Raw genomic sequence first — 16,935 nt, forward strand, 5'->3', positions numbered from 1 at the left:
TTTGACAAAGTTCAGGCGATAAAGCTATGTTTGTTAATGCAAGTGAAACGCCTTTTATTCGGTTCTAAAAGCTATGTTCCTATGTGTTTAAATAAAACTAAAAGTAAAAAAGCATGTCAAATAGAAGAGACTTTATCAAAAAAGCAGCTTTAGGCGCAGCAGCCTTGAGTTCTGTAGGCTTTAGCGGATTTGCAAAAGAGAAAGAAAATGAAAAAGAAGGCGCATTAGAATTTCCTTCAAAAAAAGTAAAAAAGCCAGTTGTTATTTCAACCTGGAATCATGGTTTACCTGCTAATAAAGAAACCTGGGAACAATTAAAAGCCGGAAAACCAGCTTTAGATGCTATTGAAGCCGGAATGAAAATTCCAGAAGCAGATCCAAATGTACGTAGCGTAGGTTACGGAGGATATCCGGATCGCGAAGGAAAAGTAACGCTGGATGCCTGTATTATGGACCATAACAGCAATTGCGGTTCGGTTTGTTTTTTACAGGGAATTATGCATCCTATTTCTGTAGCAAAAAGAGTATTACAAAATACGCCTCACGTAATGCTGGCAGGACAAGGCGCATTGCAGTTTGCATTATCAGAAGGATTTAAAGAAGAAAATTTACTAACTCCGGAATCTGAAAAAGACTGGAAAAAATGGCTGGAAGATTCAAAATACAAACCAGTTATTAATATAGAAAATCACGATACCATAAGCATGCTAATGTTAGATCAAGACGGAAATCTTTCGGGAGGGTGTACCACCAGTGGTGCTGCCTGGAAGATGCATGGCCGCGTCGGTGACTCCCCAATAATCGGCGCGGGTCTTTTTCTGGATAACGAAGTAGGAGCTGCAGCGGCAACCGGTTTGGGCGAAGCCGTAATTAGAACCGCAGGAAGTGCGATGGTTGTCGAATTAATGCGTCAGGGAAAATCGCCTTATGATGCGTGTAAAGAAATCACAGAGCGTATTTACAACAAACACAAAAACCACAAAGACATGGAATATCTGCAAGTTGGTTTTATTGCCTTAAATAAAAACGGCGAACATGCAGGTTATAGTTTAAGATCTGGTTTTAATTATGCGGTTTCTGATGATGAAAAAGGGCATAGAATGGAAGATGCGAAATTTAAAATGTCGTGGGATAAATAGACCAGTTTGTCATTTCGACGGAGGAGAAATCGCACACGTAACTCGACAAAGATTGAGGATTTAGATTACGGAGTTTCTAGTGCGATTTCTCGTTCCTCGAAATGACAAACAGAAACAAAAATTTTAAACACATAGATACATAGATTCTTCTCTCACAATCTATCCCGATAACAATCGGGGCTATGTGTTCAAACAACAACAAAGAATGAAAACAACAATATCCATATTAACCTTATTACTTTCAGTATTATCTGTTAACGCTCAGGAAAAAGTTCCGTTTTGGCAAAATGAAAAAATCAATGAAGATAATAGAGAGCCCATGCACGCCGCCTATTATGTTTTTGAAAACGAAACATTAGCTGCTAAAAACGAATGGAGGCAATCTAAAAATTACTTAGACATTAACGGAGCCTGGAAATTCAAATATGTGGATAATCCGGCTGCGCTTCCAAAAGACTTTGAGAAAACTGATTTTAATGATAAAAGCTGGGATAATTTTAAAATTCCCGCAAGCTGGGATGTAAACGGTTATGGATATCCGGTTTATGTAAATACGACTTACGATTTTGATTATTTAATGGCACCAAATCCGCCGTTTGTACCCACAAAATATAACCCAACAGGAGTTTACAGAAGAGAAATTACAATCGATAAATCTTGGGAAGGAAAAGATATTTTTCTGCATATCGGAACAGCAAAATCAAACTTAACCGTTTGGGTAAACGGTGTTTATGTAGGTTATGGTGAAGATGGAAAATTGCCTTCGGAATTCAAATTAAACAAATACGTAAAAACAGGAAAAAACACAATTGTGCTTCAGGTTATGAAATGGAATGACGGTTCGTATTTAGAATGTCAGGACATGTGGAGAATGAGCGGAATTACAAGAGATTCTTATTTGGTTGCCAGAAATAAAGCCCATTTAAATGACTTCGAAATAATTCCTGATTTAGATGCCAATTACGTAAACGGAAGTTTAAAAATAACAACTCAATTCTCTGATCTAGATAAAAAAGACAGCTACACTTTAGATGTTCAGTTAAAAGACGGAGACAAAATTATAACGTCAAAAAATATTTCCGCTTTAAGCGAAAAACAAACGTTTGATTTTACAGTAGAAAATCCGAAGAAATGGAGCGCAGAAATCCCGAATTTATATCAGGTGCGTTTTATTTTAAAAGATAAAAAAGGAACTGTAATTGAAGTTATCAATCAAAATGTTGGATTTAGAAAAGTAGAAATTAAAGGAGGACAGCTTTTAGTAAACGGAAAAGCGATTTACATAAAAGGTGTAAACCGTCATGAAGTTGACCCAATTACGGGACAAACCATTTCAAGAGAAAGAATGGAGCAGGATATTAAATTGATGAAAGAATTTAATATCAATGCGGTAAGAATGTCGCATTATCCAAACGACGAATATTTTTACGAATTATGTGATAAATACGGAATTTATGTGGTCGATGAAGCCAACATAGAATCACACGGAATGGGATACGATATTACCAAAACTTTAGGTAATAAACCAGACTGGGAATTAGCGCATATTCAGCGTATGCAGCGAATGATCGAAAGAGATAAAAACCATACTTCGATCATTATATGGAGTATGGGGAACGAAGCCGGAAACGGTTACAACTTTTACAGAGGTTATTTATGGATTAAAAACCGTGATAAATCAAGACCAATTCAATACGAAAGAGCAACTGCGGGAGCTTGGGATGGAAAAGATTTAAAATTCGAATGGGATTCTGATATCATCGATCCAATGTACAGTTCTCCAAATAAAATGGAAGAATATATTTTGGCAAATCCAAATCCGTCGAGACCTTACATTCAGTGCGAATATGCACATGCAATGGGAAATTCGATGGGGAATTTTAAAGATTATTGGGATGTTATTCGTAAATATCCAAACTTTCAGGGAGGATTTATTTGGGATATGATCGATCAATCGGTTTATAAAAAACTGGATAACGGCACTACGATTTTAGCTTACGGAGGAGATTTTGGACCAAAAGATGTAAAAAGTGATAACAACTTTGTGAACAACGGCGTATTTACGGTAGACAGAAAACCAAATCCGCATGCCCTTGAAGTGCGAAATGTGTATCAAAATATCCTGACTTCCTGGGAAAATCAGGAAACGGCTACAATAAAAGTTTACAATGAATTTACGTTTAAAGATTTAAGCAACGTAACTTTGCATTGGACCTTAATTTTAGACGGAGTGAAAGAAACGACAGGCGTTATCGATTATTTAGCAATCGATCCAACACAATCAAAAACGTATACATTGCCTATTAAATTAGGCGATAAAAAATTTCAGGAAGCCTTTATAAACATAAGCTATCAGTTAAAACAAGAAGAACCATTTTTGCCAAAAGGTTTCGAAATTGCGACAGAACAACTGGCGTATAAAGGAACCTGGAAAAACGATATTAAAATCGAAGGCGCATCAAAAATCACGGTGGAGAAAAAAGCAAATGCTACGGTTTTCAAAAGTGATAAAGCTGAGATCTCTTTCGACAAAAAAACAGGATTTATCAATGGCTATTCCTTCAATAATCAGCCTATTATAAAAGACGGATATCAATTGCGTCCCAATCTTTGGAGAGCACCAAATGATAATGATTTTGGCGCTAATTTTCAGGTAAACTTAAAGGCTTGGAAAGATGCAACAGAAAATCCGACTTTGGTAAACTGGACATTTACTCCATCAAAAGACAATAAAATTCTGATAAAAGCAACGTATAGTTTACCACAGGTTTCTTCGATTTTAGAATTGAATTATGAATTAAATGGAAACGGAGAATTAGTCTTAAAAGAAGTTTTAAATATTGATAAAAACAAAGAACAGCCAATTTTACCAAGATTTGGAATGGAAGTAATTGTTCCGAGAGATTTCAGTAATATGACGTATTATGGAAGAGGTCCGCACGAAAATTACATCGACAGAAATTACAGTTCAAAAGTGGGATTGTATACACAAACCGTTTCAGAGCAATATTATCCATATATCCGTCCGCAGGAAACAGGAAATAAAACCGATGTACGTTTCTTAGAATTATCAGGAGATAAATTGAAATTAACCGTAACATCTGACGAATTATTGGCCATAACCGCTTTACATTTTTTAAATGAAGATTTAGACGACGGATTGCAAAAAGACCAAAGACACGCTGCCGAATTGAAGGAAAGGGATTTAACGAGTTTAAAAATCGATTCGAAACAAATGGGAGTTGGCGGAATCGACAGCTGGCAGGCCTGGCCTATGGAAAAATATCTCTTAAGAGGAAAAAATTATCAGTATCAATTTAAAATAACACCATCTTTAAAATAATAATTATGAGATCATTAAAACCATTATTCGTCTTAATCTTCTTAACTGTTTTAAGTTTGGGTTACAGTCAGAAAAAAGTTTTTACTGCGAAAGACATTCAAATTATCCCGAAACCAAATCAAGTTTTGATTCAGTCAGGAAGCTTTGAGTTTTCTAAAAATACCGTTTTTGTTGCCAATACTGATTTTCAAAAAGATATTTCAAACGCTTTAATCAACAAATTTGAAGTGGCTGCAGGCTGGCGACCAATTTTGGGAGTAAAAACACCGCAGAACAATTTTGTTCAGTTTAAAACAGATCCAAATCTTCATAAAGAAGCATATAAAGTTGAGGTAAACAATAATATAATCACAATTACAGCAAAAGGAAATGCCGGTTTTATCTACGGATTAGAAACGATTAGACAATTACTTCCAACGGCTATTGAAAGCACTTATGCAATTTCATCTGCAAAATGGCAGATTCCAAATGTTACGATTACTGACGAACCGCGTTTTCAATGGAGAGGTTTAATGCTGGATTTATCACGTCATTTTTTCGATAAAAATTATATTCTGGCAACCATCGATCGTTTGGCAATGCACAAAATGAACGTTTTACATTTGCATTTAGTAGACGATCAGGGATGGAGAATTGAAATTAAGAAATATCCTAAACTAACCGAAGTTGGGGCATGGAGAGTGAATCAGGAAAATGTTGCATGGAATGCCAGATTAGCCACAAACCCTGATGAAAAAGGAACTTACGGAGGATTTTTTACGCAGGAAGAATTAAAAGAAATCGTAAAATATGCAGCATCCAAAAATATCGAAGTAATTCCTGAAATCGAAATGCCGGCGCACGTAAGTTCTGCCATTGCAGCGTATCCGGAACTGGCTTGTTTTGATCAGCGTATTGGTGTTCCGTCTGGCGGAGTTTGGCCTATTACAGATATTTATTGTGCAGGAAAAGAATCTACGTTTGAATTCCTGCAAAATGTATTAGACGAAGTAATGACCATTTTTCCATCAAAATACATTCATATTGGAGGCGATGAAGCGACAAAAACCAATTGGGATAAATGTCCAAACTGCCAAAAAAGAATGAAAGATTTAGGACTGAAAAATTCAACGGAACTGCAAAGTTATTTTGTAAAACGTATTGAAAAATATATCAATTCTAAAGGTAAAAAAGTTATAGGCTGGGATGAAATTGTAGAAGGCGGTTTAGCTCCAGAAGCAACTGTAATGAGCTGGAGAGGAACAAAAGGCGGTATTGAAGCGGCAGATCAAGGTCACGACGTTATTATGACGCCGGAATCTCCTTGTTATTTTAATTTTTATCAAGGTCCTCAAAATGAAGAACCATTGGCTTTTGATGCTTATAATCCTTTAAACAAAGTGTACGAATTTGAGCCAATTGTACCAACAATGTCGCCTGTTGAAGCGAATCATGTTTTGGGCGGACAAGCCAATTTATGGGCAGAATATCTTTCGGGACCAAAGGATTCAGAATATATGATTTTTCCAAGACTGGCAGCTATGGCTGAGGTTTTATGGAGTTCGAAAGAAAGCCGTAACTGGATTGATTTTACAACGAGACTGAAACCATTATTAAATCGCTATGATTATTTAGGAATCAATTATGCTAAAAGTGCTTATTTGGTAACAGCTTCTTCAACAGCAGATTTGGCTAAAAAACAAATTAATGTGACACTGAAAAATGAATTCCCAAATCCGGATATTCGATATGTTTTAGGAGATAAAGCGATCGATCATCATGCGGTAAAATATATAAACCCAATTGAATTTAAAGAAACTACTGTTTTAAAAGCTTCTTTATTTCAGGATGAAAAACCAGTTGGAAAAACATTTACAGATACCATTATTTTCCATAAAGCTTTTGCACAAAAAGTAAAATATTTAACGCCTTATAATGATAATTATAAAGGTGATGCTAATACGATGGTCAATACAATTAGAGGGAGCAAAAACTTCCACGACGGACAATGGCAGGCATGGCTTGTTAATGATATGGAATTGGTAATCGATTTTGAAAAACAGGAAAGCGTTGAGCAGGTAATTGTAGGAGCTTTAGAAAGTCAGGGAGCCGGAGTTAATTTTCCTGTAAAGATTAAAGTTTTGGTTTCTAATGATGGAATCAAATATCAGGAAGTTGGTAAAGTATCACGTCCGTATGCTCCAAATGTGACTTCGGAATTGAAGGATTTTAAAATCAATTTTGGAAAAGTCAATACACGATTTGTAAAAGTAATCGCTTATAACCTTAAGAAAAGCCCGAAAGGGGAAAGTTCTTGGTTATTTGTGGATGAGATTTTAGTGAATTAATAAACGCATTTTTTGTCATTCCGAGGAACGAGGAATCGCACTAGTTGATCGACAAAGATTGACGATTTGCTTTGAAGAATTTCTTGTGCGATTTCTCCTTTCGTCGAAATGACAAAAATGCGCAGAAGCTTTGACAAAGTTAGGCTTGAGCATAATTTTTAAACACATAGAAACATAGGTTTATTTTTTGAATGAATAAAAAAAGGGTATAAAAAGAAACTAGTTTCTCACACATAGCTTTCTATGTTTGTTAATGCAAGTGAAACACCTTTTTTATAAACTATGGGAGCTATGTATCTATGTGTTGAAATGTGAATTTTACAATTAAACAAAAACAAAAAACTATAAATAGAATAAAGATGAAAAGAGGAATATTCATAATCGCGTTATTATTTTCCGTTCAAATGTTTTCGCAGGCCATTTATGAAGATGAGCGTTATGTACCGGAAACGGATCCGTTGGTGTTGAAAAATTTAGAAGTATGGCAAGGCAAAAAGTTTGGATTATTAATGCACTGGGGAACATACAGCCAATGGGGAATTGTAGAATCATGGTCAATATGCCCAGAAGATTATGGATGGTGCGAACGTAAAAAAGGAAGTAATCCTGCCAATTATAATCAATATGTAAAAGATTATGAAGGTTTGAAAAAGACTTTCAACCCAACCAAATTTGATCCGACAAAATGGGCAAAAGCAGCAAAAGCAGCGGGAATGAAATACATGGTTTTTACCACCAAACACCATGACGGATTTAATATGTACGACACTAAATATTCTGATTATAAAGTGACAGACAAGGATTGTCCTTTCAGCACAAATCCAAAAGCCGATGTTTTGAAAGAAGTTTTCAATGCTTTTAGAGCTGAGAATATTTCAACTGGAGCTTATTTCTCAAAACCAGACTGGCATAACGAAAATTACTGGGATCCGTATTTTCCACCTTTCGACAGAAACGTAAATTACGATCCGTCATTATATCCTGAAAAATGGCAAAAATATGTTGACTTCACTCACAACCAAATTTTAGAAATCCTTACTAATTACGGTAAAGTAGATATTTTATGGCTTGACGGAGGCTGGGTTAGAAAAAGAGATCAGCAAAATTTAAAAGAAAACTACGACGAGAAATTTGCTGAAAACGAATCTAAAAACGGTTTCATCAAACACAGAGTTGTAGATCAGGATCCAAAAATGGACGAATTGGTGGTGAAAGCACGCCAAAAACAACCAGGATTAATTGTGGTTGACAGAGCGGTTCACGGAAAAAACCAAAATTATTTAACTCCAGAAGGTCGTGTTCCGGCAAAAACATTACCTTATCCTTGGGAATCTTGTATCACATCTGGCGGCGGATGGTCTTATACTCCAGATGCAAAATACATGACGGGAAGACAAGGAATTCACATGTTGGTTGACATTGTTGCAAAAGGCGGAAACCTATTATTAAACGTTGCACCAAGTCCGGAAGGAGAATGGCAGCAAGGTGCTTATGATTTATTGCAAGCTTATGCAGACTGGATGAAAGTAAACAGTGTTGCGATTTATGATACAAAACCAATTGAACCTTTTAAAGAAGATAACATCTGCTTTACACAAAATAAAGCCGGAAATGTATTTGCTTTTTATTTAGCAAAAGACGGAGAAGATAAAATTCCTGCAAGCGTTACAGTGAAATCTATCAGCCCTAAAAAGGGAACAAAAATTACCATGTTAGGTTCTAAAACTTCTCTAAAATGGACAAAAGAAGGAAATGGATTTAAAGTTGTAATTCCGGAAAGTCTTAGAAATAATTTACCTGCAAAAGAAGCATGGACTTTAAAAATAGAAGCTATTAACAGATAAGAATATGTTTTCAATATCAAAAAAATTAATTTTAAAAACAGCATGCAGCTTTTGCATGCTGTTTTTTAGCATCACAAGTTTTGCACAACAACCTGCAGATTATGTGAATCCGTTTATTGGAACTTCCAACTTTGGAGCTGCTTTTCCGGGACCGATTGCGCCGCGCGGAATGGCAAGTATAAGTCCGTTTAATGTTGCGGGGGTAAAAAATACTCCAATGGAAAAAGACAGTCAGTGGCTTTCGAATCCATATGTAAACGAAAATACCTTTTTAACCGGATTTAGTCAGGTGAATTTAAGCGGTGTAGGTTGTCCGGAATTGGGTGTTATTTTATTGATGCCAACAACCGGAAATTTAGAAATCGATCATTTAAAATATGGATCGACATATTCTAATGAAGTCGCAAAAGCCGGATATTACAGCGTTGACCTCAAAAAATATAAAGTTAAAGGAGAATTTACAGCTTCAAAACGAGTTGGAGTAAGCAGATTCTCTTTCCCGAAAGGGCAGTCGAACATTTTGATAAATCTTGGTTTAGGATTAACGAATGAAGAAGGTTCGATGATTAAAGTGGTTTCTTCTACAGAAATTGAAGGAATGCGTTCCGTTGGCTCATTTTGTTATAATAGCCCGGAAGATGCTTATCCGGTTTATTTTGTAGCCAAGTTTTCTAAACCTGCTGAAAAATTCGGTGTTTGGAAAAAACCTTCTAAATACAACGGTGTTGAAGCACAATGGATGTCAGGATACAATGGCAAGGCAAGAATAATGAAAAATACCATCAAAACAGTAGTTGGCGATAGTATTGGAAGTTATTTCAGCTACAAATTCGACAAACAAGAAACGGTTGAAGTTAAAATTGGAATTTCGTATGTAAGCATCGAAAATGCCAGAGAAAATTTAGAAAAAGAAACCGGAGATAAATCGTTTGACGCCGTTTATAAAGACACTTACAAAGAATGGAATGACGAACTTTCGAAAATTTTAGTCGAAGGCGGTTCCGAAGATGATAAAACGATTTTTTACACGGCTTTGTACCACACGTTAATTCATCCGAATACTTTAAATGATGTAAACGGAGAATATCCGCAGATTAAAAGAACCAAAATTGGTAAAACCGATGGCACGCGTTATACCGTATTTTCATTATGGGACACGTATCGAAACATGCATCCTTTAACCTCTTTAGTTTATCCTAAGCAGCAATCGGATATGATAAAAAGTATGTTGAAAATGTATGATGAAAACGGCTGGTTGCCAAAATGGGAATTAAATTCGACAGAAACATTTACAATGGTAGGAGATCCGGCAAGTATTGTTATAGTTGATGCCTGTTTAAAAGGAATTCAGGATTTTGATGTTTACAAAGCTTACTATGCCATGCTTAAAGGAGCAGACCAAATTGAAAATAATCCACTGCGTCCGGGACTTAAAGAATATATAGAAAAAGGATATTTATCGACTAATTATCCCGGACCTGTTTCTACAACGCTGGAATACAATACTTCAGATTATGCGATTTCACTTTTAGCAAAAGCTTTGGGTGAAAAAGAAGATTATAAACGTTTTGCTAAACGTTCATTATCCTACCAAAAATTATTTGACAAAAATTTAAAATTACTCCGTCCAAGAATTGCTAACGGAAATTGGTACGAACCTTTTGACCCTGAAGCAGGATCTAATTTTGAAGCAAATGTTGGTTTTATCGAAGGAAATGCATGGCAATATGCTTTTATGGTTCCGCATGATATCAAAGGATTGATGAAATTAATGGGCGGTGATAAACCTTTCACAGATCAATTGCAAAAAGTTTTTGATACCAAAAAATTTGATATGGCAAACGAGCCGGATATTGCTTATCCATATTTATTCAATTATGTAAAAGGCGAAGAATGGAGAAGTCAGGAACTGGTTAAAAAACTGGTACAGGAATATTTTCAAAACAAACCAAAAGGATTACCCGGAAATGATGATACCGGAACAATGTCGGCTTGGTTAGTATATTCCATGATGGGATTTTATCCAATATCTCCCGGCGACCCAATTTATACGATTACAACCCCAATGTTTGATAAAGTAACGATCAAATTAGATTCAAGATATTATAAAAAAGAAAATATTGTTATTGAAAAAGAAATCAATACTGATGGAAAAATCAAAACAATAGAATTAAACGGAAAACCACTGAACAGTTATTTTATTTCACACGATGATTTTGTGAATGGAGGAACGCTCAAAGTGATTCAAAATTAAACTCTCACAACTATGTTACAACTCAAAATCAAAAAAACAGCCATTATTTTTGTAATGGCTGTAGGTTTTTTTAACCAAACCTATGCGCAGAAAAAATACCCGTACCAAGACGCAAAACTACCGACAGAAGATAGGGTAAAAGACTTGTTAAGCCGTATGTCGCTTGAAGAAAAAGTGCGCCAGATGGATATGTACAAAGGCGAATTTTTTAAAGAAAAAGAAGATTTCTCAAAAGTAAAATCAGATGCTAAAATTGGAAATCTGGGAATTGGGGCGATTCATGATATTTATCCGCGTTCGGCTAAAATGATTAATGATCTTCAAAGTGAGATAATTAAAAAAAATAAATGGGGAATTCCAGCCTTGATTATGTGCGAGATGCTTCACGGTTATTTAGACGAAGGAAGTACAGCTTTCCCAATGAATATTGGTCTTGGAGCAACTTGGGATACAAGTGTAATGGACAAAGTAGGTAAAGTAATTGCGATGGAAGCAAGATCGCACGGAGTTCATTTTGGTTTAGGTCCAAATTTAGATTTAGGCCGCGAACCACGCTGGGGTCGTGTTGCCGAAACTTTTGGTGAAGATGCCTATTTAAACAGTGAAATTGGATTGGCGATGATTAAAGGAATGCAAGGCGATGATTTAAAATCAGATCGTTCGATTATTGCAGAACCTAAGCATTTTGCCGTTCACGGTATTCCGCAGGCGGGAGGAAATTCTTCTCCAATTTTAGTCGGAGAACGTTCGGCGAGAGAAGATCATTTGCCTTCATTTGAAAAAGCGTTCAGAAAAGGCGGCGCATTAGGAACGATGTGTGCGTATTCTGAATTAGACGGAATTCCTTGTGCAGCCAATCATTGGTTATTGACTGATGTTTTGAGAAACGAATGGGGCTTTAAAGGAATTGTAGTTTCAGATTTAGGTGCTATAAAATACCTTCAGGTAACGCATTTTGTTACCAGTTCTCCAAAAGAAAGTATTAGAGAAGCTATTGCAGCGGGAGTTGATATGCAGTTTTATGATTTTACAAATGAATTTTGGCAAACAAGTATTATAGAATTGGTAAATGAAAAGAAACTAACAATGGCGCAGATTGACCGTGCTGCCGGAGGAGTTTTACGTTTGAAATTCTTATTGGGATTATTTGAAAATCCATACACAGATAAAAACTTAATTAAAGAGCGTTTTCATACTAAAGAAAATCAGAATGTAGCTCTGGAAGCAGCTCAGAAATCTATGGTTTTGTTGAAAAATGACAACAACATTCTTCCTTTAAGTAAAGAAATAAAAAATGTAGCTGTTATTGGGCCAAATGCAAATGCTTCAAGACTTGGAGGATATGCTCCAAAAAACAGCGTTGGAACGACAGTTTATGAAGGTATTCAACAATTAGTTGGAAAAACGGCCAATGTAGTTTATGAAGAAGGTGTTCCTTTAATCGTAAAAGGACAAATTATTCCATCTAAATATTTATTTACTCCAGATGAAGCTCAAAACGGATTAAAAGGAGAATATTTCAATAACAGAAATGTAGAAGGAACTCCGGCGTTAACTCGTATTGATAATCAATTAGAGTTTGACTGGCCTTGGTCTCCGGGCGATGGCGTTACAGATGATGATTTCTCTATTCGCTGGACAGGTTACATAAAATCAGATAAAGCATTTGACGGCTGGATAGGTTTAAGTTCTGATGACGGAATCAGAATGTGGATCGATGATCAATTGGTAATCGACAACTGGACAAAAGGTGCGACAAGTATGGTTACCACTCCAAAAAATATTGAAGCAGGAAAAAAATACAAAGTCCGCATTGAAATGTGGGAAGGCGGCTGGGGAGCCAGAGCGCACTTACGCTGGAACTTAGAAAAAGTAAACTTACAACCTGCAATCGATGCTGCTAAAAAAGCCGATGTTGCTATTGTAGTTTTAGGAGAATCAAACGAATTGGTGGAAGAAAACAGAGATGTTGCTTCTTTAGATTTATTCGGGATGCAGCAGGAATTGATCGAAGAAATTCAAAAAACCGGAACTCCTGTGGTTTGTGTATTGTTAAACGGTCGTCCGCTTTCGACAAACTGGATTGCAGAAAATATTCCGGCAGTCGTTGAAGGCTGGTTTCCGGGAGAGTTAGGAGGAAGAGCTGTGGCTGATGTTTTATTTGGAGATTATAATCCGGGTGGAAGATTGCCAATTACAGTTCCAAAATCAGTTGGACAGCTACCTATATATTATAACCAAAAAAGATCTGCGATTCATAGATACGTAGCAGAGAGCGAACATCCTTTATATACATTCGGTTACGGATTAAGTTATACCAAGTTTGAATATTCAAATTTGAAAATCAGTTCAAAAGAAATTAAAGCTGACGGAGAGCTAAAAGTTTCAGTTGATGTTAAAAACACTGGAAGCAGAGACGGAGACGAAGTTGCACAATTATATATTAAGGATGTTTACAGCAGTACGACAACTCCTGAAAAAACCTTAAAAGGATTCAAAAGATTAAATATTAAGAAAGGCGAAACCAAAACGGTTGAGTTTATACTTACACCAGATGAGTTATCTATTTGGAACAGAGAAATGAAACGTGTTGTAGAGCAGGGAGATTTTGAAGTTATGGTTGGAGGAAATTCTACGGATTTGATCAAAACAAATTTCAAAGTTTTGAACTAATTCGCACAAATTGAATAATATATTTAACGTTTAAGTCATTTAGAAAAGAATGTAGTTGCAAAAAGAGTAAAACACTTCGATTAATGCGAACAAGGTGTTGGAAATAAAGAGGATAAAGATTACAATTTAAAACGTTTTCGTACCCTTAAAAGATAAATGTATTCCCAACACCTTTTCAAACTTGTCATTTGTCGAAATTATATCCTGTTAACAAAATGTATTCTTAAGTTTAACATGTTATTAACTCAAAAAACAACTAAATATGATCAAGAACGTACTAAAATTACTGTTTGTGATATGCTTATTTGGATTTCAAAATCTGGAAGCACAAACAACAGTAAAAGGAACGATAACAGATGCCCAAAGCGGAATTCCGATCCCTGGGGCAAATGTTGTTGTTAAGGGAACAAAAACAAGTACATCATCAGATTTTGATGGTAAGTACTCTATTACAGTTCCAAATCAATCAGCAGTTTTGGTTTTCTCTTATGTTGGTTCAGCTTCAAAAGAAGTGGCCGTGGGAACTCAAACTACCATTAATGCTGCTTTAGGAGCTTCGACACAACAATTAGGAGAAGTAGTAGTAACTGCTCTTGGTATCAAGAGAGAGAAAAAAGCAATTACGTATTCAGCTCAAAACATTGGAGTAGACGAATTATCAGAAGCAAGGTCATTAAACGTTGCTAACTCACTATCTGGTAAAGTTGCCGGTCTTAACTACTCTACAACTTCAAATGGTGTTGGTTCTTCTTCAAGAATTACATTAAGAGGTAACAGATCTCTTAACGGAAACAACCAGCCATTATATGTAGTAGATGGTGTGCCTATTAGTAACGGTACAACAACAACAAACCCTGATATTGATACAGGAGGAACTACACAGCCAGACGGTATTTCAAACATCAACCCGGAGGATATTGCTTCGATGACTGTTTTGAAAGGACCTTCTGCAGCAGCTCTTTACGGATCAAGAGCGAGTAATGGTGTTATCGTAATTACAACAAAATCAGGAAAATCAGGAAAAACATCTGTTTCGGTATCTTCTAATTTCATGGCTTCATCTGCATATAACCTGATGAATTTACAAAATGAGTATGGACAGGGAGCAAACGGAGTTTACAATCCGACTTCAAGTTCAAGCTGGGGAGGAAAATTAGACGGAAGTCAGGTTTCTAACTGGCAGTTAGTTCGTAACCCAAATTATGCTGGGCCGGCTACACAAAGTTATTCTCCACAGCCAAACAATGTTATTGATTTTTACAAAACAGGTTACAATTTAGCTAATACTTTAACAGTTACAGCAGGTAACGAAAAAGCGCAGGGTTATTTCTCTTACACTAACACGCGCGCTGAAGGTATTGTTGGCGGAAACCAATTAGACAGACACAATCTTAACTTAAGATTGACTAGTAAAATTTCTGATAAATTATCATTAGATGTAAAAACAAACTACATCGTTCAGGACATTGATAACTTATTAAGAACCGGTGAAGAATCTATTGGAACATCAGCTTATTTATTGCCTCGTAGTATCGCATATAACGATTATAAAAACTTCGAATATTTTGATGCTGCAGGACAAAGACAAATGAATTATTTTATCGACGAAACAGGATCTCCTGGAGGAAACCCATTTTGGTCTGCTTTAAGAGACGATGCCCGTTCAGATAAAAGAAACAGATTTATTGGTTTAGCTTCCCTTAAATACGAATTTACAAAAACGTTAAGTTTACAAGGTAGAGCAGGTTTAGACCAAATGACAAACAAAAATGTAAGAAACAGATATGCAACTGTAGCATTCAATAATAACTTAGGTTCATACAGCGAATCTTATGAAACTGTAAGTGAATTGAATATTGATGCTTTACTTTCTTACAATGAAAAATTTGGAGATTTTTCTGTGGGACTTAATGCTGGTGCGAGTTCACTACAGCAAAGTAATTCAGCTTTAAATTCAGGAGGAGTTTTAAGTAAAAGAAACTATTTTGCATTGTCTAACGTACAAACAATTCAATCAACTTCTACAGCTTCAGAAAAAAGAATTAACTCTGTTTATGGATTTGGTCAAATTGGTTTCAGAAACTATTTGTTCTTAGATTTAACGGCAAGAAATGACTGGTCTTCAACTTTACCAACAGATTATTTCTATCCTTCTGTAGGTCTTTCAGCTGTGATTTCAGACATGGTTAAATTACCGGAAGTAATCAGTTTTGCAAAAGTAAGAGCTTCTTATGCACAAGTTGGTAACGATACTGATCCTTATCAAACACAACAAAGATTTTCATACATTGGTGGAAACGGCGGTATGTTATACGGACAAAGCACAAAAGCGAATCCAAACTTAAAACCGGAGATTTCTTCTTCTACAGAGATTGGTGCAGATGTAAGATTCTTTAATAATCGTTTAGGTTTAGATTTTACCTACTTTAATACTTTAACTGATAACCAAATTTTCTATATCAATACTCCAGAATCTTCTTCTTTCTCAAGAGCGATTGTAAATGGTGGTGATATTGAAAATAAAGGTATCGAGCTTACGCTTACAGCAACTCCTATTCAAACAGAAAACTTTAGCTGGGATATTACAGCAAATTACGCATCTTATAAATCAAAAGTAAAATCGATTTATGATGGAAGAGATGAGTTAGTTCTTGGAGAAGGACGTTTAGTAAGAAGTAAAGTTGTTCAGGGCGGCGAATATGGAGATTTATATATTAAAGGTTTCCAAAGAGATCCAAACGGAAACGTTATTGTAAATAGTGCAGGTATTCCGCTGGCAACAAATGGTTTTGATGTACGTGCCGGAAACTTTAACCCGGACTGGACTGGAGGTTTTAAAAATAACTTTAAATACAAAGATTTCTCTTTAAGCTTTTTAGTTGATTTTAGAATTGGCGGTGAAGTTATTTCATACACTCAGGCTAGACAAGCTGGTTTAGGAGTTAGTGATGTTACTTTAGCAGGAAGAGAAGGCGGAATTGTTGTTGATGGTGTTGTTTCTAACGGAAATGGTACTTATTCTCCAAATACTACAAGTATTACGGCAGAGCAATACTGGACAGCTATTGGACAAAGAACTCCTATTGCAGAACCTTTTATTTATGATGCAACAAACATCAGATTAAGAGAGCTTGTTTTTGGTTATTCATTACCAAAACGTATATTAGGTAATTCAGGATTTACAAATATTGATTTTTCATTAGTGGGAAGAAATTTATTCTTCTTCGTGAACAAAGCTAAATATTTTGATCCAGAGGCAGGAGCAGGAACAGGAAACCTGCAAGGTATAGAATCTTTCAACATTCCTTCAACGAGAGATTATGGAGTTAATGTGAAATTTGGATTTTAATTAAAT

Annotated in this window: 7 protein-coding genes; all 7 read left to right on the forward strand. The window is 35.8% G+C overall.

Translation table 11 applies throughout. From position 1 onward, the window contains the following. Positions 1 to 113: 113 nt before the first annotated feature. A complete protein-coding gene (locus tag NLJ00_RS11070; protein WP_256637210.1) occupies positions 114 to 1,139 on the forward strand; it encodes an isoaspartyl peptidase/L-asparaginase family protein in 1,026 nt (341 codons plus the stop codon). Positions 1,140 to 1,344: 205 nt separating this feature from the next. Beyond that, positions 1,345 to 4,482 (forward strand): glycoside hydrolase family 2 TIM barrel-domain containing protein, encoded by a 3,138-nt coding sequence (locus NLJ00_RS11075; protein WP_256637211.1) that lies wholly within the window; start codon positions 1,345 to 1,347, stop codon positions 4,480 to 4,482. A 5-nt stretch (positions 4,483 to 4,487) separates the two neighbouring features. Further along, complete coding sequence (locus tag NLJ00_RS11080) at positions 4,488 to 6,809, forward strand: glycoside hydrolase family 20 protein (RefSeq protein WP_256637212.1); 2,322 nt, start codon at positions 4,488 to 4,490, stop codon at positions 6,807 to 6,809. A 359-nt stretch (positions 6,810 to 7,168) separates the two neighbouring features. Then, entirely contained in the window at positions 7,169 to 8,653 is a 1,485-nt protein-coding gene (locus NLJ00_RS11085; RefSeq protein WP_256637213.1) for an alpha-L-fucosidase, read from the forward strand. Positions 8,654 to 8,657: 4 nt separating this feature from the next. After that, positions 8,658 to 10,907 (forward strand): GH92 family glycosyl hydrolase, encoded by a 2,250-nt coding sequence (locus NLJ00_RS11090; protein ID WP_256637214.1) that lies wholly within the window; start codon positions 8,658 to 8,660, stop codon positions 10,905 to 10,907. A gap of 12 nt (positions 10,908 to 10,919) precedes the next feature. Further along, positions 10,920 to 13,580 (forward strand): glycoside hydrolase family 3 N-terminal domain-containing protein, encoded by a 2,661-nt coding sequence (locus tag NLJ00_RS11095; RefSeq protein WP_256637215.1) that lies wholly within the window; start codon positions 10,920 to 10,922, stop codon positions 13,578 to 13,580. 262 nt (positions 13,581 to 13,842) lie between these two features. Next, the gene (locus NLJ00_RS11100) at positions 13,843 to 16,929 is read left to right on the forward strand and encodes a SusC/RagA family TonB-linked outer membrane protein (protein WP_256637216.1); all 3,087 of its coding nucleotides are present in this window, start codon (positions 13,843 to 13,845) and stop codon (positions 16,927 to 16,929) included. The last annotated feature ends 6 nt before the right edge of the window (positions 16,930 to 16,935 follow it).

The sequence above is a fragment of the Flavobacterium panici genome (genome assembly GCF_024499525.1).
Taxonomy (GTDB): Bacteria; Bacteroidota; Bacteroidia; order Flavobacteriales; family Flavobacteriaceae; genus Flavobacterium; species Flavobacterium panici.